21 protein-coding genes are annotated in these 22,163 nt (G+C 72.6%); 12 read left to right on the forward strand and 9 right to left on the reverse strand.

Translation table 11 applies throughout. The features are described 5' to 3' along the window. Positions 1-27 precede the first annotated feature (27 nt). From ACZ470_RS08325 to map, 6 genes are all read right to left on the reverse strand, one after another. Entirely contained in the window at positions 28-2,079 is a 2,052-nt protein-coding gene (locus ACZ470_RS08325) for an ABC transporter ATP-binding protein (RefSeq protein ID WP_468425587.1), read from the reverse strand. Next, complete coding sequence (locus ACZ470_RS08330) at positions 2,076-2,501, reverse strand: lasso peptide biosynthesis B2 protein (protein ID WP_468425589.1); 426 nt, start codon at positions 2,499-2,501, stop codon at positions 2,076-2,078. Before ACZ470_RS08330 ends, ACZ470_RS08325 begins: the two co-directional genes overlap by 4 nt. Further along, complete coding sequence (locus ACZ470_RS08335) at positions 2,498-2,752, reverse strand: lasso peptide biosynthesis PqqD family chaperone (RefSeq protein WP_468425591.1); 255 nt, start codon at positions 2,750-2,752, stop codon at positions 2,498-2,500. The genes ACZ470_RS08330 and ACZ470_RS08335 overlap by 4 nt, the downstream gene beginning before the upstream one ends. A gap of 52 nt (positions 2,753-2,804) precedes the next feature. Next, positions 2,805-4,664 carry a lasso peptide isopeptide bond-forming cyclase gene (locus ACZ470_RS08340; RefSeq protein ID WP_468425593.1) on the reverse strand — a complete coding sequence of 620 codons (1,860 nt, stop codon included), beginning with the start codon at positions 4,662-4,664 and terminating at the stop codon, positions 2,805-2,807. 25 nt (positions 4,665-4,689) lie between these two features. Continuing rightward, entirely contained in the window at positions 4,690-4,800 is a 111-nt protein-coding gene (locus tag ACZ470_RS08345) for a keywimysin-related RiPP (protein WP_107102704.1), read from the reverse strand. A 397-nt stretch (positions 4,801-5,197) separates the two neighbouring features. Beyond that, positions 5,198-5,974, reverse strand: coding sequence for a type I methionyl aminopeptidase (gene map, locus ACZ470_RS08350; protein WP_468425595.1), 777 nt, complete (start codon positions 5,972-5,974; stop codon positions 5,198-5,200). Between the two features lie 33 nt (positions 5,975-6,007). On the opposite strand from map, the gene ACZ470_RS08355 reads away from it, so the two are divergent. From ACZ470_RS08355 to ACZ470_RS08385, 7 genes are all read left to right on the forward strand, one after another. Beyond that, positions 6,008-6,277 (forward strand): helix-turn-helix domain-containing protein, encoded by a 270-nt coding sequence (locus ACZ470_RS08355; protein ID WP_468425597.1) that lies wholly within the window; start codon positions 6,008-6,010, stop codon positions 6,275-6,277. Between the two features lie 89 nt (positions 6,278-6,366). Continuing rightward, positions 6,367-7,743, forward strand: coding sequence for a hypothetical protein (locus ACZ470_RS08360; RefSeq protein WP_468425599.1), 1,377 nt, complete (start codon positions 6,367-6,369; stop codon positions 7,741-7,743). Positions 7,744-7,910: 167 nt separating this feature from the next. Further along, on the forward strand, positions 7,911-8,753 hold the full coding sequence (locus ACZ470_RS08365) for a nitrilase-related carbon-nitrogen hydrolase (protein WP_468425601.1): 843 nt from the start codon (positions 7,911-7,913) through the stop codon (positions 8,751-8,753). Continuing rightward, positions 8,750-10,036, forward strand: a complete 1,287-nt coding sequence (locus ACZ470_RS08370) for an aspartate aminotransferase family protein (protein ID WP_468425603.1) — start codon at positions 8,750-8,752, stop codon at positions 10,034-10,036. Before ACZ470_RS08365 ends, ACZ470_RS08370 begins: the two co-directional genes overlap by 4 nt. A gap of 34 nt (positions 10,037-10,070) precedes the next feature. Then, on the forward strand, positions 10,071-11,474 hold the full coding sequence (gene hydA / locus ACZ470_RS08375; RefSeq protein WP_468425605.1) for a dihydropyrimidinase: 1,404 nt from the start codon (positions 10,071-10,073) through the stop codon (positions 11,472-11,474). An 11-nt stretch (positions 11,475-11,485) separates the two neighbouring features. Next, complete coding sequence (locus tag ACZ470_RS08380) at positions 11,486-12,487, forward strand: TIGR03842 family LLM class F420-dependent oxidoreductase (protein WP_468425607.1); 1,002 nt, start codon at positions 11,486-11,488, stop codon at positions 12,485-12,487. Positions 12,488-12,509: 22 nt separating this feature from the next. Continuing rightward, entirely contained in the window at positions 12,510-14,030 is a 1,521-nt protein-coding gene (locus ACZ470_RS08385; RefSeq protein ID WP_468425609.1) for an NCS1 family nucleobase:cation symporter-1, read from the forward strand. A 12-nt stretch (positions 14,031-14,042) separates the two neighbouring features. On the opposite strand, the gene ACZ470_RS08390 is transcribed toward ACZ470_RS08385, so the two are convergent. From ACZ470_RS08390 to ACZ470_RS08400, 3 genes are all read right to left on the reverse strand, one after another. Further along, the gene (locus ACZ470_RS08390) at positions 14,043-14,897 is read right to left on the reverse strand and encodes a CAP domain-containing protein (protein ID WP_468425611.1); all 855 of its coding nucleotides are present in this window, start codon (positions 14,895-14,897) and stop codon (positions 14,043-14,045) included. Between the two features lie 347 nt (positions 14,898-15,244). Further along, positions 15,245-15,910, reverse strand: coding sequence for a hypothetical protein (locus ACZ470_RS08395; protein WP_468425613.1), 666 nt, complete (start codon positions 15,908-15,910; stop codon positions 15,245-15,247). A 182-nt stretch (positions 15,911-16,092) separates the two neighbouring features. Further along, positions 16,093-17,157, reverse strand: a complete 1,065-nt coding sequence (locus tag ACZ470_RS08400) for a lipoate--protein ligase family protein (RefSeq protein WP_468425615.1) — start codon at positions 17,155-17,157, stop codon at positions 16,093-16,095. A gap of 79 nt (positions 17,158-17,236) precedes the next feature. Here ACZ470_RS08400 and ACZ470_RS08405 point away from each other — a divergent pair, with 79 nt between their 5' ends. The 5 genes from ACZ470_RS08405 to ACZ470_RS08425 all read left to right on the forward strand — a co-directional run bounded on the left by ACZ470_RS08405 (position 17,237) and on the right by ACZ470_RS08425 (position 22,161). Beyond that, a complete protein-coding gene (locus ACZ470_RS08405) occupies positions 17,237-18,007 on the forward strand; it encodes a helix-turn-helix transcriptional regulator (RefSeq protein WP_468425616.1) in 771 nt (256 codons plus the stop codon). A 173-nt stretch (positions 18,008-18,180) separates the two neighbouring features. Further along, positions 18,181-19,221, forward strand: coding sequence for an iron-siderophore ABC transporter substrate-binding protein (locus ACZ470_RS08410; protein WP_468425618.1), 1,041 nt, complete (start codon positions 18,181-18,183; stop codon positions 19,219-19,221). Continuing rightward, positions 19,218-20,261, forward strand: a complete 1,044-nt coding sequence (locus ACZ470_RS08415) for a FecCD family ABC transporter permease (protein WP_468425620.1) — start codon at positions 19,218-19,220, stop codon at positions 20,259-20,261. The genes ACZ470_RS08410 and ACZ470_RS08415 overlap by 4 nt, the downstream gene beginning before the upstream one ends. Beyond that, positions 20,258-21,310: a FecCD family ABC transporter permease gene (locus tag ACZ470_RS08420; RefSeq protein WP_468425622.1), complete on the forward strand. Its 1,053-nt coding sequence runs from the start codon at positions 20,258-20,260 to the stop codon at positions 21,308-21,310. The genes ACZ470_RS08415 and ACZ470_RS08420 overlap by 4 nt, the downstream gene beginning before the upstream one ends. Beyond that, positions 21,307-22,161, forward strand: a complete 855-nt coding sequence (locus ACZ470_RS08425; protein WP_468425623.1) for an ABC transporter ATP-binding protein — start codon at positions 21,307-21,309, stop codon at positions 22,159-22,161. Before ACZ470_RS08420 ends, ACZ470_RS08425 begins: the two co-directional genes overlap by 4 nt. Positions 22,162-22,163 lie beyond the last annotated feature (2 nt).

A 22,163-nucleotide genomic window follows, 5' to 3' on the forward strand; every position in this document is an offset into this window, starting at 1 on the left:
ATGACACGATCCGTGTCCGCGGGCATGTCAGAAGGGTGACCGGGGACGCCCGGCGGACGGGCGGTCGCCCGGCCGCGGCAGCTGGCTCGTGGTCAGCCGCCGGTAGAGGGCGTTCGTGGCCAGCAGCTCCTCGTGCCGCCCCTGCCCGACCGTACGGCCCCCGTCCAGGACGACGATCCGATCGGCGTGCCGCACGGTGGACAGACGGTGGGCGACGACCAGCACGGCGCACTCCCGTGCCACGTCCTTCATCACCGAGGTCAGCGCGGCCTCGTTGATCGCGTCCAGGTGCGAGGTGGGCTCGTCGAGCAGGAGCAGCGCGGGACGGGCGAGCAGGGCCCGGGCCAGTGCCACGCGCTGGCGTTCGCCGCCGGAGAGGGTGCTCCCGCGCTCGCCGACGACGTTGTCCAGGCCTCCGGGCAGGCGGTCGACGAGTTCCGCGAGCCCGGCCAGCTCCACCACCCGCCTCAGCTCCGCCTCCGGGGCGTCCGGCACGGCGTAGGCGATGTTCTCCCGCAGGGTGCCGTGGACGACGTGGGTGTTCTGGTCCACGACGGCGATGCGGCGCCGGCACGCTTCACGGCCCAGTTCTGCGGCCGGTCGGCCGTCGAAGAGCACGGCGCCCGAGTCCGGTTCGTAGAAGCCCGCGACCAGGGCGAAAACCGTGCTCTTCCCGGCGCCCGAGGGACCCACCAGAGCGACCTGGCGGTGTGTGTCCACGGCGAAGGAGACGCCGCGCAGCACGGGCCGGTGCGGTGCGTAGCCGAAGTGGACGTCGTCCAGTGCGAGCACCGGCCGCTCGCCGGCGCCCCGCGCCCCGGAGCGGGGACGGGCGGCGGGGCGGGCGGGCGCGAGGCCCGGCCCCGTGTGCTCGACGGGCAGGCGCATGGCCTGCTCGACCCGCCGGTGGGCACCCATGCCGCGCTGGACCTGGCCCACCGCGTGGAACACCGAGGACAGCGGCAGCACGAGATACGAGGCGTACAGCAGGAAGGCGACGAGGTCGCCCAGGGAACCCGACCGCCCGCCCACGCGCAGGCCGCCGACCACGAGGACGAGGAGGAAGGAACCCTGGACGGCGAGCTCGACGGCCGGGCTCATCACGGAGGCGAGTTTCGCGGTGCGCACGCCCGCGTCGTGCGCCTCGTCCACCCGGGCCCCCACCCGGGCCGACTCGCGCGCCTCGGCGCGGTGCACCCGGACCATGGGCAGGGCGCCCAACGCCCGCTCCAGGTCGGCGGCGATGGCACCGACCGCCTGCTGCATCCGCTCCGAGGCGCACCGGATCGCCTGGAGCAGCGAGGCCACGACGCCTGCCGCGACGGCCACGGTCACGACCACGAGGAGGAGCAGCAGCGGGTCGAGCCACGCCATCAGGACGAGCGCGCCGGCGGCGACGATGCTCCCGGTCACCAGATCGGCCAATGACTGGGAGACGACTTCGCGCAGCAGGGTCGTGTCGGCGGTGACGCGCGAGACGAGGTCGCCGCCGCGGTGGCGGTCGTGGACGCGCATCTCCAGCCGGAGCAGCCGGTCGACCAGGCCGAGCCGGAGCTGTCGTACCACGCCCTCGCCCATGCGCTCCAGGAGGAAGCGGCCCACCGAGCCGGTCACGGCCTCGGCGACGAACAGCGCGCCGAGCAGCCCCAGCAGCGGCCAGACGACCTGCCCGCGGCCGCTCGCGTCGACGGCCTGCCGGGCCACGAGCGGCTGGGCCAGCCCGAGGGCGGAGCCCACGAGGGTCAGCAGCACGGCCAGACCCATGGCCCGCCGGTGTCCGGCGGTGAGCCGGAACAGCGTGCACAACGCGGCCCGGACGGACCGGCGCTCGTCCGGGGGTGCGGGGTGGTCGGTGGGTTCGGGTTGTGGTGTCGGGGTGGATGGTGGGGGGCCGGGTGTCGGGTGGTTGGGGGTCGGTTCGTGTGGGGTCCGGATGGGGCGGATCCCGTCCGGGAGGGCGGGGTCGTCGGTGGGCTCGGGTCGTCGGTGGAGGTTCCGGGCCGGGGCGCCGGTCGGGGCCCCGGTGTGTGGCGGGTCGCCGGTGTGTGCCGGGGCGTCGGGGGGAGGGCGGTCGGTCATCGGGAGGAGGGCTCCACGGAGACCAGCCGGGCGAAATAGCCGTCGGGGACGCCTTCGCCGACCGGGCGGCCCTCCGCCTCGATCCAGGCGTGGGCGGTGAAGGGCGGCACCACGCGGACGCCCGCGCACCAGGTCGGCCACGTCCCCCGCAGTCGGCACAGCAGCGCGGCGCCCAGGGAACGCGGCAGACACCCCTTCGGCCCGGTGCAGCGCAGGCTGACGGCGCACAGGGCGTCGCGCGCGGCCTGCGCCTGGACGGCGGTGGCGGGTGCCGCGCCGCGCCGCAGCAGATGCAGCACGGTGCGGATGCGGCGCGGCGGCAGCAGGGCGAGTACCACGGCGGGCGCCAGGACCAGCCGGGCGGCCAGCCGCCGCCCGAGCGGCACACCCGTCGGGCGTTCCAGCGCGCTGGGTGTCGTCATGAGGCCAGCCCCGCCTCGCGCAGGTCGCCGACGAGCGCCTCGACGTCCCGCAGGGCCTGCGCCGGCTCGATGTCGAACTCGCGGACCAGGGCGGCGGCCGCGTCGGCACTCTCGCCGCCGTCCATCAGCGCCCGCACCACCAGCGTGGCGGTGGGGTTCAACTCCCAGTAGGTTCCGGCCCGTTCGTCGAGGAGCACGGTGCCGTAGTCGGTCTCGGCCGTGGAGACGTGTGTGTCGAAACGCAGGGGCATGGCATCGCCTTTCTGCACCGAGGGCGGGGCGGCCCCGCGGTGCGCGCGGGCCCTAGGGGACACGGGTACGGGAGCCGCCGTGGCTGCGGGAGCGCCCACGCAGCCACACCTCGGCGGCGATCGTCGAGTAGAGGACGGCGTCGGACAGCCCGGGGGAGGCCGGCCGCCGGGCGAGACGGCGCAGCTCGGCGCCGTCCACCAGCCCGAGCCGCTCCAGCCGGGAGTCCTCCCACAGCGCCAGCAGCTCGGCGCGGTTCTCGCGCAGCCCGTTGGAGGCGTCCATGGAGGCCGTGGCCTTGGTGGTCCGGCGCAGACACGGTTCGGGCACCACCCCGCTCATCGCGGCGGTCAGCACCGGCTTGTAGCGGTACGGCGTGACCCGCTCGGCCGGACGCACGGCGAGGCACGCTTCGATGACCCGGTCGTCGAGGAACGGCGAGGCCATCGGCAGCCCGGCGCGGGCCGCCATGTGGTCCCACTGCCTGATGACACGCGTCGTGGAGCGGATCTGCTCCAGGTCCGTGTGCATGCCCCGGTCGGGATGCAGGGGAGTCGCCGTCGCGGCGGCGTCGAGCAGGGCCCGCCGCGCCAGCCGTTCGGCGTCCGGGGTCACCCAGTCGAGGAGCCGCGGGGCCGTGCCCCAGCCGAGTCCGGCGCCGACGGAGGACGAGGCGGCCGGCCGGCGCAGCCGGCCCGCGGCGTCGGCGAGCCACTTCCCGTACGGCCGTGAGTCGGCCAGGGCGCGGACCGTGCCGCCCAGCGGCCACTGCCACAGGGCCCGGAACCCGCGCAGTTGCCGCAGCGCGTGCAGGGGGCGGGTGCGCAGCAGTCGGTGGTAGTACGCCTCGGAGCACCAGGCCACGTGGTCGCCGCCGATGCCGGTCAGGTGCACGCGGCTGCCCCGCTCGGCGAGTCCCGGCAGATGGTGCAGGGCCCGGGAGCGGTCCATCACACCGATGGTGGGCTCGTCCAGCAGGTCGTCGATGCCGAGCAGACCGTCGTAGACCAGCGGCGAGGCGTCGGCGTCCCAGACCACGTGCTCGACGTCCGGGAGATACCGGGCCGCCTGCTCGGCCCAGTACAGATCGGTGTCCGCCGGGTCGCGTCCGGGCCAGGTGCCGGCCACCACGCGCGCGGGGGAGTGGTCGGCGAGGAAGCAGACGGAGGTGGAGTCCAGCCCGCCGGACAGGTCGCAGCTGACCACACCGCCCCGCCGGGTCCGGGCGCCGACGGCTTCCTCGAGCGCCGTGCGGACCGGGCCGGCCGCCTCCGCCAGCGGCACGACAGGCTCGGGCGGTGTCCACCAGCGGGTGTGCCGGGCGCCTCGCCCGTCAGCCGCGACGACCACCGCGTCCTGCGGAGGTACGGCGGTGACGGCGGGCCACAGGGACGTCTCGTAGAGCGGGTACGGCGCGGGCCACAGCAGCCGGACGGCCAGTTCCGCGGGATCGGGTTCGAGGGCGAGGGCGTCCGCGAGCACGTCGGCCCGGGTGGCGACGACCCGGGTGCCGGCGATCTCCGTGTGGAAGACCAGCCGGAGGCCGGAGGCGGTGCCCTGGACGCGGACGCTCCCGTCGAGGGCGGCCACCAGGTGGAAGCTGCCCGGCAGGGACCGGGCCAGCGCGCCGACCTCGGCGAGGTCGCGCAATCGGGCCGCCCGGCGCCGCAGTTCGTCCGCCTCGACGGGGCAGCAGCCGATGACCGCGAGGGCGGCCCCACCGGCTCGCACGGTGACGGCCTCGTCCTCGGGCCAGTGGCCCACCAGCCAGGGCCGGCCCGAGGGGTGGTGTACGGTCCGGCAGCCGGGCCGGGCGAAGGAGCGGGCCGCGGCGGCCGCCTCCTCGCGGTCGGTGAAGACCGCGAAGTGCGCCTCGCCGGGGCCCGTCCCCGCACATGCGTGCAGTGGTGTCATGACGTCGGGTCGGTACCGTCGCCCGTCAGTTCTTGCTCAGGATCAGCCGGTCGTTGCCGCTCCTCCCCAGGAGTCCGGTCTCCTTGCGGAACGTCCCGAGACGGACGAGGGTCGGCGCTTCGTATGCCTTCTTCATGACTCTCCTCGCGTGCTGATGGCTCGGCCGGCTCCCCTCGTCGACGTGCCCGTGGCTCATCGGGAGCCAGGGGGCGAGGAGCGGCGCGGCACCCAGCTAGCGGCAGAACGGCCGAGGAGGGCAAGGAGATACAAAAAAGTAGGATGGTGTGAGAAATCTTGGCGATGATGCCGGCTCGCCGGTCCGGACTTGTCCCGCATCCGGCGGCAGACGTCTGCGGATCGCCTGGATTTCTGTGCGAGGAAACGTTCTCACCTTGATCTATGGTCCGGGATTCCCGCCCCGGCGCGCCGGTCCCGGTGGGGGCGCGGAAGGGAGCCTCCGGAGCGCGTTCGGCTGCCTCCTCCGCGCAACACAGCCTCCGGCTGTGCGGGCGGAGGGTGGTTGGGGCGTGTGCTCACGCCGTGAGCCGGGCGGTCAGAACCCGCGGACCGCTCTCGGTGATCGCCACCGTGTGTTCCACGTGGGCCGCTCGGGTGCCGTCGTTGGTGCGGAGGGTCCAGCCGTCCGGGGCGGCGTGGTACGCGTCCGTGCCGCCGGCGATCAGCATGGGCTCGATCGCGAGGACCATGCCGGGCCGCAGGGGCATCCCCCTCCCCGGCCGGCCCTCGTTGGGCACCGCCGGGTCCTCGTGCATGCGCCGGCCGATGCCGTGGCCGCCGAAGTCCTCCATGATGCCGTACCCCCCGGCGCGGCACACCGTGCCGATCGCGTGCGCGATGTCGCCGATGCGGTTGCCGACGACGGCCGCCGCGATCCCCGCGGCGAGTGCCCGCTCGGCGGTCTCGATCAGCCGTTCGTCGGCCGGGCGCGGGGTGCCCACGATGAAGCTGATCGCCGAGTCCCCGGCCCAGCCGCCCAGCTGGGCGCCGCAGTCGATCGAGACGAGGTCCCCGTCGCGCAGCCGGTAGCCGTCCGGGATGCCGTGCACGATCGCGTCGTTGACGGACGCGCAGATCACCGCCGGGAACGGGGTCGGCGCGAAGGACGGCCGGTAGCCCAGGAAGGGTGAGGTCGCACCCGCCGCACGCAGCGCGTCCCGCGCCACCTCGTCCAGCTCCAGCAGGGAAACGCCCACGTCGGCGGCCTTCCGTGCGGCCGTCAGCGCGCTCGCGACGACCTGGCCCGCCTCGTACATGGCATCGATGTGTGTATCGGTCTTCAGCTCCACCATGCCAATTACTATACCGGTATTAGAATGGGTGCCATGGTGCGCACCCCCTTGACCCCCGAAGAGCGCGAACGCGGCGAGCGGCTCGGCCGGCTGCTGCGCGAGGCGCGCGGCGGCCGCAGCATGACCGACGTCGCGGCGAGCGCCGGCATCTCCGCGGAGACCCTCCGCAAGATCGAGACGGGCCGGGCCCCGACCCCCGCCTTCTTCACGGTGGCCGCGCTGGCCGCCGCGCTAGGCCTCTCGATGGACGAACTGGTCGGGCGCTGCGCACAGACGACCCCGACCGCCCCGGTCGCCGCCTGAGTTCCGCCGGAAAACTCTCCGTAGCGCCGCTGTAACACGACGGGTGTTACCTACGGAGCTGAGTACTCCGGATCGGGCGGGAGTTGGCCATGACGGTGGAGCAACTCCCGGGCGGCATCCGGGAGTTCACTGACTACCTTCGGGATCTGCTGGCGCGGCTGGATCCGTCCGGCGGCTGGTGCGCGGTGTTCTGGCAGCGCGACCCCGACGGGATCCGGGCCTGCCTCGACGGGCGTGAGCCGCCGCCCTGGGACGTGGTGGAGGCCCTGCTCCAGGACCTCGCCGCGGCATACGGCACCGGGGCCGCCACCGCCGAGACCCCGCACGCCCGCTCCCTGTACCTGGCCGCCCTGGCCGTGTACGACGCCCGGCCCGGGGCCCGGGAGGCGCTGAGCGACCGGCTGGACGTCATGCTGCGCGAGCAGAGGTACGCGGCGGAGCGCCGCGCGGAGCTGACCCGCCGGCTCGCCGCCGCCACCACCCGCGAACAGGTCGACACCCTCCGCGTCGACCTCGCCTGGACCCAGGACGACCACGAACGCGCCACGGCCCGGTGCGCGGAGATCACCGCCCGCCTGACGGCGCTCGACGGCCGGTCCCGTCAACCCGACCCGGGGCGACAGACGCGACGCGACGACGCCGGGCGGACCTCGACGGTCGGCTCCGACGGCGACGGGGACGAGGCCGTCGCGCACGACCGCCCGGAAACGGAGCCCGCCCCCACCGCCCGCCGGCGCCGGCGGGGCGGCGCCCGGTTCGCCGGGGCGGCCGTGGACGAGGAGGCCGGCGCCGTCGTCGTACCTCCCGTGGCCTCGCCGAGTCCGCCCGCGTCCGGAACCACGCCTCGTCGCACCCCGCGCGGCGCCCGGTTCGCCGGGGCCGCCGCCGAGGTGGCGCCCGAGGAGGCGCGGCCCCGGACCGAGCGGCCCCTCGATGCGGACCGGCGCGAGGCGGGCCGGGTCGTGGCGGCACTCAAGCGGCTGCGCCACGAGGGGCGCGGCGGGGAGGCGCACGCGCTGCTGATCGAGACCGCCCGCGGGCCGGCCGTACGCTTCCCGCTGCTCGCGGAGGAGATGCGGCGGGCCGGGCTGGAAGCCGACTGGGCGACCCTGCTGTGGGAGGCCGCCGCCTCGCTGCCCGCCGAACGGCTGGTCGTCACCGCCGACGCGCTCACCGCGGCGGGCCGCGCCCAGGACGGGGAGCGGATCCTGCGGCAGGGCGTCGTGCGGCCGGCCGACGAGCTCGGGCGGGCCGTGCTCGCCCTGGACACGGAGGCACGGCACCGCGAGCTGCGGGCGCTGCTGGACGCCTGTGTCCGTATGCGCACCCCCGAGGACGCTGCCCGCACGGCGGCACCGGACCCGCGGCGGCTGGTCCCCCTGCTCCTCACCGCCGCCCGGGACGTCTCGGACGAGCGGCACTGGGATCTGCTGCACGCCCTCCGTGTCGCCGGGTTCACCGCCTGACCGGCGCCGACGGGCGCGACCGACTCACCCACAGGAGTGCGAAACACGATCGACTCAGCGGGTTCACGACGATGGTCTTGGCAAGGCCGCCCGAGAGGCCTACTTTCGTCCCTCTACGGCCCTTCTACGGGCGTAGAGGCTCTGACGTCGCGTCGAAGGAGCAGCTCATGGCCAACGTCGTACGTGCCGCTCTGGTCCAGGCCACCTGGACCGGTGACACCGAGTCCATGCTGGCAAAACACGAGGAGCACGCCCGCGAGGCGGCCCGGCAGGGTGCGAAGGTCATCGGGTTCCAGGAGGTGTTCAACGCGCCCTACTTCTGCCAGGTCCAGGACCCCGAGCACTACCGCTGGGCCGAACCCGTGCCCGACGGGCCGACCGTCCGCCGGATGCGGGAACTGGCCCGCGAGACCGGCATGGTGATCGTCGTGCCGGTGTTCGAGATCGAGCAGTCGGGCTACTACTACAACACCGCCGCCGTGATCGACGCCGACGGCACCGTCCTCGGCAAATACCGCAAGCACCACATCCCGCAGGTCAAGGGCTTCTGGGAGAAGTTCTACTTCCGGCCCGGCAACCTCGGCTGGCCCGTGTTCGACACCGCCGTCGGCAAGGTCGGCGTCTACATCTGCTACGACCGCCACTTCCCCGAGGGCTGGCGGCAACTCGGCATCAACGGAGCCCAGTTGGTGTACAACCCGTCCGCCACGCACCGGGGACTCTCGTCCCACCTGTGGCGGCTGGAGCAGCCGGCGGCGGCCGTCGCCAACGAGTACTTCGTCGCCGCGATCAACCGCGTCGGCGTGGAGGAGTACGGCGACAACGACTTCTACGGCACCTCGTACTTCGTCGACCCGCGCGGCCAGTTCGTCGGCGACGTCGCCAGCGACAGCAAGGAGGAACTCGTGGTCCGCGACCTGGACTTCGGCCTCATCGACGAGGTGCGGCAGCAGTGGGCCTTCTACCGCGACCGCCGCCCCGACGCCTACGAAGGGCTGGTGCGGCCGTGACCGACGACCTGCTGGGCCGCCACCGCTCGGTGCTCCCCGACTGGCTCGCCCTCTACTACGAGGAGCCCATCGAGATCACCCACGGCGAGGGCCGCCACGTCTGGGACTCCGAGGGCAACCGCTACCTCGACTTCTTCGGCGGCATCCTCACCACCATGACCGCCCACGCCCTGCCCGAGGTCACCAAGGCGGTGAGCGAGCAGGCCGGGCGGATCGTCCACTCCTCCACCCTCTACCTCAACCGGCAGATGGTGGAACTCGCCGAGCGCATCGCCCAGTTGAGCGGCATCCCGGACGCCCGGGTGTTCTTCACCACCTCCGGCACCGAGGCCAACGACACCGCCCTGCTGCTCGCCACCACCTACCGGCGCAGCAACACCGTCCTGGCGATGCGCAACAGCTACCACGGCCGCTCCTTCAGCTCGGTCGGCATCACCGGCAACCGCGGCTGGTCCCCGACCTCGCTCTCCCCGCTCCAGACGCTCTACGTCCACGGCGGCGTGCGCACCCGGGGCCCGTTCGCCGCGCTCGACGACTACGACTTCGTCGCGGCCTGCGTCGACGACCTGAAGGACCTCCTCGGCCACACCCGCCCGCCCGCCGCACTCATCGCCGAACCCATCCAGGGCGTCGGCGGCTTCACCTCACCGCCCGACGGGCTGTACGCGGCCTTCCGCGAGGTGCTCCACGAGCGGGGCATCCTGTGGATCTCCGACGAGGTGCAGACCGGCTGGGGCCGCACCGGCGAGCACTTCTGGGGCTGGCAGGCCCACGGCCGCGGCGGGCCGCCGGACATGCTGACCTTCGCCAAGGGCATCGGCAACGGCATGTCCATCGGCGGGGTCGTCGCCCGCGCCGAGATCATGAACTGCCTGGACGCCAACAGCATCTCGACGTTCGGCGGCACCCAGATCACCATGGCGGCCGGCCTGGCCAACCTCAACTACCTGCTGGAGCACGACCTCCAGGGCAACGCCCGACGCGTCGGCGGCATGCTCATCGAGCGGCTGCGGGCCGCCGCCGCCCACGTCCCCGCCGTCCGCGAGGTCCGCGGCCGCGGGCTGATGATCGGCATCGAGCTGACGAAGCCCGGCACCGACGAGGCCGACCCGGCCGCCGCCTCCGCCGTCCTCGAAGCGGCCCGCGAGGGCGGCCTGCTCATCGGCAAGGGCGGCGGCCACGACACCAGCGCCCTGCGGATCGCCCCGCCGCTGTCCCTCAACGTCGCGGAGGCCGAGGAGGGCGCCGCGATCCTCGAACGCGCCCTGAGGAGCACGTCGTAGCACCGGCTCGTAGAGCTCGTAGAGAGGGAGCACCATGAGCAGCCGAACCGTCATCCGTGGTGGCCTCGTCATCACCGCCGCCGACGAGATCCACGCCGACGTCCTGATCGAGGACGGCCGCATCGCCGCCCTCGCCGCCTCCGGCACCCCCGCCGCCGATGCCTTCACCGCCGAGCGGACCATCGACGCCACCGGGAAGTACGTCCTCCCGGGCGGCGTCGACGCCCACACCCACATGGAGCTGCCGTTCGGCGGCACCTTCGCCTCCGACACCTTCGAGACCGGCACCCGGGCCGCCGCCTGGGGCGGTACGACCACCATCGTCGACTTCGCCGTGCAGAGCGTCGGCCAGTCCCTGCGCCAGGGCCTGGACGCCTGGCACGCCAAGGCCGAGGGCACCTGCGCCGTCGACTACGGCTTCCACATGATCGTCTCGGACGTGAACCAGGAGACGCTCAAGGAGATGGACCTGCTCGTGGAGGAAGGGGTCACCTCCTTCAAGCAGTTCATGGCCTACCCCGGGGTCTTCTACTCCGACGACGGCCAGATCCTGCGCGCCATGCAGCGCTCCGCCGAGAACGGCGGGCTGATCATGATGCACGCGGAGAACGGCATCGCCATCGACGTGCTCGTCGAACAGGCCCTCGCCCGCGGCGAGACCGACCCCCGCCACCACGGCGAGGTCCGCAAGGCCCTCCTCGAGGCCGAGGCCACCCACCGCGCCATCCGGCTCGCCCAGGTCGCCGGCGCCCCGCTGTACGTCGTCCACGTCTCCGCGACCGAGGCGGTCGCCGAACTGGCGCGGGCCCGCGACGAGGGCCTGAACGTCTTCGGCGAGACCTGCCCGCAGTATCTGTTCCTGTCCACCGACAACCTCGCCGAGCCCGGCTTCGAGGGCGCCAAGTACGTGTGCAGCACCCCGCTCAGGCCGAAGGAGCACCAGGCGGCGCTCTGGCGAGGGCTGCGCACCAACGACCTCCAGGTGGTCTCCACCGACCACTGCCCCTTCTGCTTCGTCGGCCAGAAGGAACTCGGCCGCGGCGACTTCTCCAAGATCCCCAACGGCCTGCCCGGCGTCGAGAACCGCATGGACCTGCTCCACCAGGCCGTCCTCGACGGACACATCTCCCGCCGCCGCTGGATCGAGATCGCCTGCGCCACCCCGGCCCGGATGTTCGGCCTCTACCCGAAGAAGGGCACCATCGCGCCCGGCGCCGACGCCGACGTCGTCGTCTACGACCCGGGCGCCGAGCAGGTCCTGTCCGCCGACACCCACCACATGAACGTCGACTACTCGGCCTACGAGGGCAGGCGGATCACCGGCCGCGTCGAGACCGTCCTCTCGCGCGGTGTCCCCGTCATCACCGAGCGGGAGTACACCGGGCGCGCCGGACACGGCGTCTACACCCCGCGTTCCACCTGCCAGTACCTCACCTAGGAGCGCCCCGCATGGACTTCGGACTCGTCCTTCAGACCGATCCGCCGGCCTCGCGGGTCGTCGGCCTGATGAAGCGCGCCGAGCGCAACGGCTTCACCCACGGCTGGACCTTCGACTCCGCCGTGCTGTGGCAGGAACCCTTCGTCATCTACAGCCAGATCCTGGCCAACACCACGAAGCTCAAGGTCGGCCCGATGGTCACCAACCCGGGCACCCGCACCTGGGAGGTGACCGCCTCCACCTTCGCCACCCTCAACGACATGTTCGGCAACCGCACCGTCTGCGGCATCGGCCGCGGAGACTCCGCCATGCGTGTCGCCGGACGCCGGCCCAACACCCTGGCCCGCCTAGGCGAGGCGATCGACGCGATCCGCGACCTCGCCGAGGGCCGCGAGGCCGAGGTCGACGGGCAGCCGCTCAGCATCCCCTGGGTGCGGGAGGGGAAACTGCCGGTCTGGATGGCGGCGTACGGGCCCAAGGCGCTGGCCCTCGCCGGACGGAAGGCCGACGGCTTCATCCTCCAGCTCGCCGACCCCTATCTGACCGAATGGATGGTGAAGGCCGTGCGCGCGGCGGCCGTGGAGGCGGGGCGCGACCCCGCGTCCGTCACCGTCTGCGTCGCCGCCCCGGCGTACGTCGGTGACGACCTGGCGCACGCCCGCGAGCAGTGCCGGTGGTTCGGCGGCATGGTCGGCAACCACGTCGCCGACCTGGTCGCCCGCTACGGCGAGCACTCGGACCTGGTCCCCGAGGCGCTGACGTCGTACATCAAGGAGCGACACGGCTACGACTACAGCCACCACGGCCGGGCCGGCAACCCGTCCACGGATTTCGTCCCCGACGAGATCGTCGACCGGTTCTGCCTGCTCGGCCCGCCCGAGGCGCACATCGAGAAGCTGCGGGCACTGCGGGAGCTGGGCGTGGACCAGTTCGCCGTGTACGACATGCACGACGCGCAGGAGACGACGATCGACGCGTACGGCGCGGAGATCATCCCGGCACTGAACCCGTAACCCCGGCCGAAGGGGCACGCCCATGACCGCGACCGTCCCGCCCACGCCGTCCGACCCACCCATACCCGACCCCGCGGGACGCGTCGAGCTCCCGCCGGGCGTCACCCCCACCGACCCGCGCTTCGTCAACGACGATCTGCTGCCCGTCCCGCTGGACCGGCGCCGCTGGACGACGTACAACTTCGCGGCCCTTTGGGTCGGTATGGCCCACAACATCCCGTCCTGGCTGCTTGCCTCCGGGCTTGTCGCGCTCGGCATGGACTGGAAACAGGCCGTGTTCACCATCGCGCTCGCCAATGTCATCGTGCTCGCGCCGATGCTGCTGACCGGTCACGCCGGCCCCAAGTACGGCATCCCGTTCCCGGTGCTGGCCCGCGCCTCGTTCGGACTGCGCGGCGCCAACCTTCCGGCGATGATCCGGGCCGGGGTGGCCTGCGCCTGGTTCGGCATCCAGACCTGGATCGGCGGCCAGGGCATCTTCGTGCTGCTCGGCAAGCTGTTCGGCGGCTGGGCCGAGGCGTCGGAGGTCGGGGGCCAGCCGTGGACGCTGTGGGTGTGCTTCGTGCTGTTCTGGGCCCTCGAACTGGCCATTATTTACCGGGGCATGGAGACCCTGCGCCGGTTCGAGAACTGGGCCGCGCCGTTCGTCATCGTCGGCGCGCTGGTGCTGCTGGTCTGGATCGCGAACAAGGCAGGCGGCCTCGGCCCGCTGCTCGACCAGCCGTCGAAGCTCGGCTGGGGCGCCGACTTCTGGCCGGTGTTCTTCCCGTCCCTCATGGGCATGATCGCGTTCTGGTCGACCCTGAGCCTGAACATCCCCGACTTCACCCGCTTCGGCGCGGGCCAGCGCGCCCAGGTCTGGGGCCAGACGCTCGGACTGCCCACCACCATGACCCTGTTCGCGCTGCTGTCCGTGTTCGTCACGTCCGGCAGCCAGGCGGTGTACGGGGCCCCGCTGTGGGACCCCGTCGCGCTCGCCGCCAGGACCGACAACGTCTTCGGACTGCTCTTCGCCCTGGTGACGGTGCTCGTCGCCACCATCTCGGTGAACATCGCGGCGAACGTGGTCTCACCGGCGTACGACCTGGCGAACCTGGCGCCGCGACTGATCACCTTCCGCACCGGCGCGCTGATCACCGGTGTCGTCGGCGTGCTCATCATGCCGTGGAAGCTCACCGAGACACCCGAGCTGTACATCTTCACCTGGCTCGGGCTGGTCGGCGGGCTCCTCGGCACCGTCGCCGGGATTCTCATCGCCGACTACTGGCTCGTCCGCCGTACCGCCCTGGACCTGCCCGCCCTGTACACACCGGGCGGACGCTACTGGTACACGTCCGGCTGGAACCTGCGCGCCGTCACCGCCTTCGTGACCGGAGGGGTGCTCGCGGTGGGCGGCTCCCACTCGGCCCCGGGGAAGGGACCCTTCCCCGAGGACGGGCTGATCCCCCTCCTGAAACCCTTCGCGGACTACGGATGGGCGGTGGGGCTGGCGGCGTCGCTGGTCGTGTACGTCGCGCTGATGGCGGGCCACCGGCGCGCGTGAGCGTGCGGGTGGCTACCGGGCCGTGCCGAAGTCCTGGGTCCAGTAGGAGCCGGGCTGGGCGAGGCCGACACCGATCTCCTTGAACCCGCAGTTGAGGATGTTCTCCTTGTGGCCGGGGCTGGCCATCCAGCCGGCCATCACCTGCTCGGGGGTGGAGTAACCGTAGGCGACGTTCTCGCCGTAGGTGCTCCAGCTGTAGCCGGCGCGGGTGATGCGGTCACCGGGCGAGGATCCGTCCGAGCCGGTGTGCGACATGTTGCCGCTCGCGGCCATGTCCTCGCTGTGGTCCTGGGCGGCCTTGGTGAGGGTGGCGTTCACCTTCACCGGGGAGCAACCGGCCTTGCCGCGCTCGGCGTTGACGAGCTCCACGACCTTGGCGACGGCCCCCGAGACCTGGGCGCCGCCTGTCGGGGCGGGGCTCGAGGCACTGGCGGGCGGCTTCGGCGCGGTGGTGGAGGGCTTCGGAGCGGCCGTGGTCGGCTTGGGCGCGGCCGTGGTGGGCTTGGGCGCCGCCGTGGTCGGCTTCGGGGCCGCGGTGGTGCTCTTGGGGGCCGTCTTCTTCGGCTTGGGCGACGGCTTGGTGCTCTTTTTCTTCGGCTCGGCGGGCTTCGAGGGGCTCGCGGTGGCCGTCGGGGTGTCCGACGGCAGCGCCGTGGGCTCGCCGTGCTGCTGGCTGCTCCACTTGCTGTACCAGTCGGGCCCGTCCCACCCGTCCTCGGCCGCGGCCGCCGTGCGGTGGTTCCCCCGCTGACCCTCGTCGGGCCAGTCGGTACAGGCCATGGCGACCGAGGGTATGCCTATGACCCCGATGGCGACTGCCGCGACGACCGTCCGCCGGTACGGCTGCTGATGGCGATGCTTTCCCATGCGTGACCTCACCCCTGCTGTCCGGAGGCTGGTCATTCTTGGGACGCCCCGGCACCGGGCGCAAAGGGCCGTCCTACTACTGCGCTTCGTAGACCCCGAGGGGCCTTGCGGAGGGCCGGAGAGCGTGCCGACCCGTCCGCGGCGCGCTCCTCGGGGCGCCTGCCGACTCGTCAGAATCCCTCATGCGGCGAAGGAGCGACGGTCATCGGCTCGGCGCCGGAGGACCACCTGTCCCGCCCCCTCCCGCAATCACGGCAAGACGGACAAGTCCCCTATGTCGTCGGGACGACTTCTACTAACCGACCCGCACAGATCGCCGACAGCGTGTGACAGATGTCACGGAACCATCAATTCCGGTTCTTCTCCAGTGCCGCCACCGCCTCCTTGGCGGCCTTGATCGCTCCCTTGTTGATCTCGTCCGTACCGGGCGCCTTCTTGGACTCGAAGTCGCTGCCGTTGTACGTCACGATCACCAGCGCGTTGGAGGCGCGGGCCACCACCACGCCCTCCCGGGTCTGCTGCTTGTCCTCGGTCGTGAGGTTCACGACCGAGTACGCGGCGTCACCGAGCCCGGGGACCTCGCCCCCGCCGCTCTTCTCCTCCAGCCGCCCCCGGTACGACCCCTCCGCCGCCTCGTCCGACTCCAGCACCTCGAAGGACACGTCGAGCCAGCGGTACTCGTAGCCCTTGAGCGCGTTCCAGGAACAGGTGCGGCGCAGTTCGGAGTCCGTGGACTCGATCTCCTTGCCGGCCGTCTTGGCGCCCGGGACAAGGGACTTGACGGTTTCCGCGGACATGCTGTCGCACGGCGCGGGCGCGGCGGTGTACGTCTTCGAGACCTGGGTCTCCGACGGGGCGGAGGCGGACTGCGTTTCCGTCTTCTCGTCGGGCTTGCTCTCGGCGGCCTGGGGCGCGGCCAGCGGACCGGACGACAACGCCCAGCCGGCGGCGGCGAGGACGACCACCGGCGACAGCCGCGCGGTCAGGGCGATCGGCAGAGGAAAGGAACGCACGGCGCACTCTTCGTGGGGGACGGTGCGGAGGGAGTCCGCACTGCGGACGGGACGCCAGTGTCACACGCATCCCTGTGGTGCGGAAGGGTCAACTCGCTCCGTAGAGGGGCGGTGACGCGGACGTACCGTCAGGGGGTGCCGACTTGCCGCGATTTCCCGCGTGAAGAGGTGATGTGCGTCCGTCAGGGGACCCGGGCGGTCCACTCCGGCGCGGTGAACTTCGTCCGTGCCAGTTCCTCCGCGAGGGCCAGTTCCTCGTCCGTCACCTTGCCGTCCGCCAGACCGTACCGGGCCCGGAACGAGTCGATCATCCGCTCGATGACGGCCTCGCGCGGCAGACCCGTCTGCCGGCGCAGCGGGTCCACCCGCTTCTTCGCGCTCTTCGTGCCCTTGTCGGACAGCTTCTCGCGACCGATCCGCAGCACGTCGAGCATCTTGTCGGCGTCGATGTCGTACGCCATGGTCACGTGGTGCAGCACCGCGCCGGGGCCGCCGTCCGGACCCACCATCCGCTTCTGCGCCGCGCCGGCGATCTTGCCCTGGTCGGTGGCGATGTCGTTCAGCGGCTGGTACCAGGCCCGGATCCCCATCTCGCCGAGCGCGCCGAGCACCCAGTCGTCGAGGTAGGCGTAGCTGTCCTGGAACGACAGCCCCTGCACCAGCGCCTCCGGCACCGACAGCGAGTAGGTGATGGTGTTGCCCGGCTCCACGAACATCGCGCCGCCGCCGGAGATCCGGCGCACGACCTCGATGCCGTGCCGCCGGGCGCCCTCCGGGTCGACCTCGTTGCGCAGCGACTGGAAGCTCCCGATGATCACCGCCGGGGCGCCCCACTCCCACACGCGCAGCGTCGGAGGACGCCGGCCCGCGGCGACCTCGGCGGTCAGCGCCTCGTCCAGCGCCATGTGCAGCGCGGGGGACTGCGGGCCCTCGTGGATCAGCTGCCAGTCGTAGTCGGTCCAGTCGGTGGCGTGCGCCAGCGCACGGCGCACCGCGATGCCGACGCCCTCCGAGGTGAGCCCGTACATCACCGTGCCCTCGGGGAGGGACGCGTCGATGCGTGCGGCCAGACCCGCGGCGTCGGTGTCGGCGGGGGCGCCCTCCAGGGCGCGGTTCACGGCGTCCAGCGCCTCGTCCGGTTCGAGGAAGAAGTCGCCCGCCACGCGCGCGTGCCGCAGCACGCCGTCCTCCACGTCCACGTCCACGACGACCAGCTTGCCGCCGGGAACCTTGTACTCACCGTGCACGGCTCCGCCTTTCCCTGCTGACACCCGCGCCAACACCGGCGGCGGCCGCGCTGTTCCCGCCCGCGATTAACCTGACCCCATGCGTGTCATCAGGAACCTGCCGGCGCTCGCCGCGGGTGAGGGGGACGTGCCCTTCGTGATCCAGGGGTACGAGGAGGTCGTCGCCGCCGACACGACGTGGAACGAGCACTCGCACCCCTGGCACGAACTCCTCTGGAACGAGTACGGCACGTCCACCGCCGTGGTCGGGTCCCAGGTCTGGTGCATCACGCCGACGCTGGGGCTGTGGATGCCGGCGGGGCAGCTGCACTCCGCCTCGGCCGTCGCCGGAACCTCCTACCGCGCCCACTTCTTCCGGCACGGCACGCGGTCGGCGCTGCCCGACGTGCCGGTGGCCGTGGAGATCACCCCGCTGCTCCGGCTGCTCCTGGAACGGCTCGAGGAGCCCGACCTGCCGCCGCACTCCAGGGCCGTGGCCGAGGCGATGGTGCTCGACGTCCTGCGCCCGTCGCCCCGGGCCCTGCTGGTGCAACTGCCCACCTCCGCGCTGCTGAGGCCCATCGTGGACGTCGTCCGGGCCGATCCCTCCGACCAGCGCACGCTGACCGGATGGGCCACCGCCCTCGGGTGCAGCGCCCGCACGATCACCCGCGCCTTCCAGAGCGAGACGGGCACGAGCTTCGCCCGCTGGGTCGCCTCGGTGCGGGCCCAGCACGCCGTGCGGCTGCTGGCCCTCGGCCTGGAGGTCGACGTGGTGGCCGACGCGGTCGGCTACCGCTCGGCGAGCGCGTTCGGGGCGGCCTTCCGGCGGACGACCGGCATGACTCCCGGCAGGTTCCGGGCGCGCTGAGGGGAGCGACCCGGCAGGGAATCCGTGCGCACCCGTGTCCCGATCGCTACAAGGGCTGTCGAAAAGGCTCGATTGATCAGTGCGCCCCCACTCCATACGCTGTTCAGGCAAGGCTTACCTAACTTGCTGTAGCGCCTCTGGTGCCGCACCCCGGACCGAAAGAACACGGGTCGATGAGAACCCCACGCCTTCGCGCGCTCGCCCTCGCGGCGGCCCTCCTGTTCGGACTCACCGCCTGCGGCGGCGAGTCCGACGCCAACGACGACAGCGGCGCCGACGCCAAGGGCTCCGGCCAGTTCCCGGTGACGATCGAGCACGCCCTCGGGACCACCGTCGTCCCCGACAGGCCGAAGCGCGTCGCCACCGTCAACTGGGCCAACGACGAGGTCCCGCTCGCCCTCGGCGTCGTCCCCGTCGGCATGGCCAAGGCCAACTTCGGCGACGACGACGGCGACGGCGTACTGCCCTGGGTCGAGGACCGGCTCAAGGAACTCGACGCCAAGACGCCCGTCCTGTTCGACGAGACCGACGGCATCGACTTCGAGGCCGTCGCCGACACCCGGCCCGACGTCATCCTCGCCTCCTACTCCGGACTGACGAAGCAGGACTACGAGACCCTCAGTCGGATCGCCCCCGTGGTGGCCTACCCCGAGGCCGCCTGGGCGACCCCGTGGCGCGACATCATCCGCCTCAACAGCAAGGCCATCGGACTGGCCGACGAGGGCGACGAACTGATCGCCGACCTGGAGGGGCGGATCGAGAAGACCGTCGCCAAGTACCCCCAGCTGAAGGGGAAGTCGGCGATGTTCATGACGCACGTGTCGTCCAAGAACGTCAGCCAGGTCGGCTTCTACACCACCCACGACACCCGCACCCAGTTCTTCACCGACCTCGGCATGAAGATCCCCGCCAGCGTCTCCGGGCCGTCCGGGTCGACCAAGAAGTTCGTCCTCACCAAGAGCGCCGAGCGCGTCGACGACTTCAACGACGTCGACATCATCACCGGCTACGGGGACGACAAGGGCGAGCTGCTGAACGCCCTCAAGAAGGACCCGCTCACCTCCAAGCTGGCCGCCGTCGAACGGGACTCCATCCACCTGCTGCCCGGCAGCACCCCGCAGGCCACCGCCGCCAACCCGACCCCGCTGTCCATCCCGTACGTCCTGGAGGACTACGTGAAGGCGCTCGCCGAGGCCGCGGACAAGGCCGCGTGACCGTCACCGCCACCCCGCCCGCGCCGGACTCCGCCCCGCTGCGGCGTCCGGCGCGGGTGCGCGTGATCTGGCTCCTCGTCGTCGCCGCGGTCCTGCTCGCCGCCATGACCTCCTCCCTCGCCCTCGGCTCCCGCGACGTCGCCTGGGCCGACGTGTGGTCGGCGCTCGGCGGAGCGGAGGGCACCCTGGAGGAGGCCGCGGTCGCCAACCGCGTACCGCGCACCCTCCTCGCCGTCGCCGTGGGCGCCGCCCTAGGCATCTCCGGCGCGGTCATGCAGGGCGTCACCCGCAATCCGCTCGCCGACCCCGGCATCCTCGGCGTCAACATGGGCGCCTCCCTCGCCGTGGTCACCGGCATCGCGCACTTCGGCCTCGCGTCGGTGTCCGGGTACATCTGGACGGCGATGGCCGGGGCCGGCCTCACCGCCGGATTCGTGTACGCCGTCGGCTCCCTGGGGCGCGGCGGCGCCACCCCGCTGAAGCTGGCCCTCGCCGGAGCCGCCATCTCGGCCGCGCTCGCCTCGCTGGTCAGCGCCGTCGTCCTGCCGCGCAACGACATCTCCGACACCTTCCGGCTGTGGCAGATCGGCGGCGTCGGAGGCGCCACCTACGCGCAGCTCGGCAGCGTCGTGCCGTTCCTCGCCGCCGGTCTCGTCATCTGCCTGGCCTCCGCCCGCGCCCTCAACTCCCTCGCCCTGGGCGACGACCTGGCCGCCGGACTCGGCGAACGGGTGGCCCTCGTGCGGGCGGGCGCCGCGCTCGGCGCGGTCGTGCTGTGCGGAGCGTCCACCGCCGTCGCCGGGCCGATCGCCTTCGTCGGACTCGTCGTACCCCACGCCTGCCGGCTGCTCGTGGGCGTCGACCACCGCTGGACGCTGCCGTTCTCCGCCCTCGGCGGCGCCGTCCTGCTGACGGCCGCCGACGTGGTGGGGCGGGTCGTGGCCCGGCCGTCCGAGATCGAGGTGGGCATCGTGACCGCGATCGTCGGAGCCCCCTTCTTCATCCACATCGTCCGCCGGCAGAAGGTCAGATCCCTGTGAGCGCCCCCGCCGTCACCGCCCCGCCGACGCAGCGCGCGGTCACCCGCGCCCGGGTCCGCCGCGCGTACCGGCGCCGGCTGATCGTCTCCGTCCTGCTGGTCCTCGTCGTCGCCGCCTTCGCCACCACGCTCATGGCCGGGCACACCTTCTACCCGGCCTCCGACGTGCTGCGGGTGGTCATGGGCGAGCAGGTGCCGGGCGCCTCCTTCACCGTCGGCACGCTGCGGCTGCCGCGGGCGGTGCTCGCCCTGACCGCCGGGTTCGGTTTCGGCATGGCCGGCGTCACCTTCCAGACGATGCTCCGCAACCCGCTCGCCAGCCCCGACGTCATCGGCATCAGCGCGGGAGCGAGCGCGGCGGCGGCCATCGCCATCGTCACCTTCTCGCTCGGCGACACCCAGGTGTCCGTGCTGGCGATCGCGGCCGCGCTCGGGGTCGCGCTGCTGGTGTACACCCTCGCGTTCCGCGACGGGGTCGCCGGCACCCGGCTCATCCTGATCGGCATCGGCATCGCCGCCCTGCTCGACAGCGTCACCTCCTACGTCCTGTCGCGGGCCGGTGAGTGGGACCTCCAGGCGGCGATGCGCTGGCTCACCGGCAGTCTCAACGGCACCACCTGGGAGGAGACCGTGCCCACCGTCCTGGCCGTGCTGGCGCTCGGCCCGGTGCTGCTGTACCAGGGACGCAACCTGAGCGCGCTGAGTCTGGGCGACGACACGGCCTCCGCGCTCGGCGTCCGCGTCGAACGCACCCGCGTCACGGTGATCGTCGCCGCCGTCGGGCTGATCGCGTTCGCCACGGCGGCGGCCGGACCGATCGCCTTCGTCGCGTTCCTCTCCGGCCCGATCGCCGCCCGGCTCACCGGAACCGGCGGCTCCCTGCTGGTCCCCGCCGGACTGGTCGGCTCCCTGCTCGTCCTCGTCGCCGACTTCACCGGCCAGTACGCCTTCGACACCCGCTACCCGGTGGGCGTCGTCACCGGCGTCCTCGGCGCCCCCTACCTTGTCTACTTGATCATTCGCACCAACCGGGCCGGAGGCTCACTGTGACCGCGTCCCACACCCTCGCCACCGAGGACCTCACACTCGGCTACGGCGACCGCGCCGTCATCGAGGGCCTGGACCTGACCCTCGCCGCCGGGCGGATCACGGTGATCGTCGGCGCCAACGCCTGCGGCAAGTCGACGCTGCTGCGCTCGATGTCCCGGCTGCTCGCGCCGCGCGCGGGCCGGGTCGTCCTGGACGGCAAGGAGGTCCACCGCACCCCCGCCAAGGAACTCGCCCGCACCCTGGGCCTGTTGCCGCAGTCACCGGTCACCCCTGAAGGCATCACCGTCCTCGACCTGGTGGGCCGGGGCCGCCACCCCCACCAGCGTGCCTTCGCCCGCTGGACGGCGAAGGACGACGCCGCCGTCGCCGCCGCCCTGGAGGCCACGCGGACGACGGAACTGGTGGACCGGGCCGTCGACGAACTCTCCGGCGGCCAGCGCCAGCGCGTGTGGATCGCGATGGCGCTGGCCCAGCAGACCGACCTGCTGCTGCTCGACGAGCCCACCACGTTCCTCGACATCAGCCACCAGATCGAGGTCCTCGACCTGCTGACCGACCTCAACCGGACCCGGGGCACCACGATCGTCATGGTCCTGCACGACCTCAACCTGGCCGCCCGCTACGCGGACCGGCTCGTCGCCCTGGCCGCCGGACGGCTGCACGCCGCCGGAACACCGCGGGACGTGATGACCGAGGACACCGTCCGTGCCGTGTACGGCATGGAGAGCCGCGTCATCGAGGACCCGGTCTCGGGCAAGCCCCTCGTCCTGCCCATCGGGCGCCACCACTCGACGGCCGCGGAGACCGAAGCCTCGGCCGGGTCGCGGCGGCACGCGGCCGGGAGCCGCTGAAC

This window comes from Streptomyces sp. NPDC031111, assembly GCF_055570675.1.

Excerpts from the sequence above, each read along its gene's own strand:
- ACZ470_RS08325 (WP_468425587.1), bottom strand. The coding sequence starts at position 2,079 with ATGACCGACCGCCCTCCCCCCGACGCCCCGGCACACACCGGCGACCCG.
- ACZ470_RS08330 (WP_468425589.1), bottom strand. The coding sequence starts at position 2,501 with ATGACGACACCCAGCGCGCTGGAACGCCCGACGGGTGTGCCGCTCGGG.
- ACZ470_RS08335 (WP_468425591.1), bottom strand. The coding sequence starts at position 2,752 with ATGCCCCTGCGTTTCGACACACACGTCTCCACGGCCGAGACCGACTAC.
- ACZ470_RS08340 (WP_468425593.1), bottom strand. The coding sequence starts at position 4,664 with ATGACACCACTGCACGCATGTGCGGGGACGGGCCCCGGCGAGGCGCAC.
- ACZ470_RS08345 (WP_107102704.1), bottom strand. The coding sequence starts at position 4,800 with ATGAAGAAGGCATACGAAGCGCCGACCCTCGTCCGTCTCGGGACGTTC.
- map (WP_468425595.1), bottom strand. The coding sequence starts at position 5,974 with ATGGTGGAGCTGAAGACCGATACACACATCGATGCCATGTACGAGGCG.
- ACZ470_RS08355 (WP_468425597.1), top strand. The coding sequence starts at position 6,008 with ATGGTGCGCACCCCCTTGACCCCCGAAGAGCGCGAACGCGGCGAGCGG.
- ACZ470_RS08360 (WP_468425599.1), top strand. The coding sequence starts at position 6,367 with ATGACGGTGGAGCAACTCCCGGGCGGCATCCGGGAGTTCACTGACTAC.
- ACZ470_RS08365 (WP_468425601.1), top strand. The coding sequence starts at position 7,911 with ATGGCCAACGTCGTACGTGCCGCTCTGGTCCAGGCCACCTGGACCGGT.
- hydA (WP_468425605.1), top strand. The coding sequence starts at position 10,071 with ATGAGCAGCCGAACCGTCATCCGTGGTGGCCTCGTCATCACCGCCGCC.
- ACZ470_RS08380 (WP_468425607.1), top strand. The coding sequence starts at position 11,486 with ATGGACTTCGGACTCGTCCTTCAGACCGATCCGCCGGCCTCGCGGGTC.
- ACZ470_RS08385 (WP_468425609.1), top strand. The coding sequence starts at position 12,510 with ATGACCGCGACCGTCCCGCCCACGCCGTCCGACCCACCCATACCCGAC.
- ACZ470_RS08390 (WP_468425611.1), bottom strand. The coding sequence starts at position 14,897 with ATGGGAAAGCATCGCCATCAGCAGCCGTACCGGCGGACGGTCGTCGCG.
- ACZ470_RS08405 (WP_468425616.1), top strand. The coding sequence starts at position 17,237 with ATGCGTGTCATCAGGAACCTGCCGGCGCTCGCCGCGGGTGAGGGGGAC.
- ACZ470_RS08410 (WP_468425618.1), top strand. The coding sequence starts at position 18,181 with ATGAGAACCCCACGCCTTCGCGCGCTCGCCCTCGCGGCGGCCCTCCTG.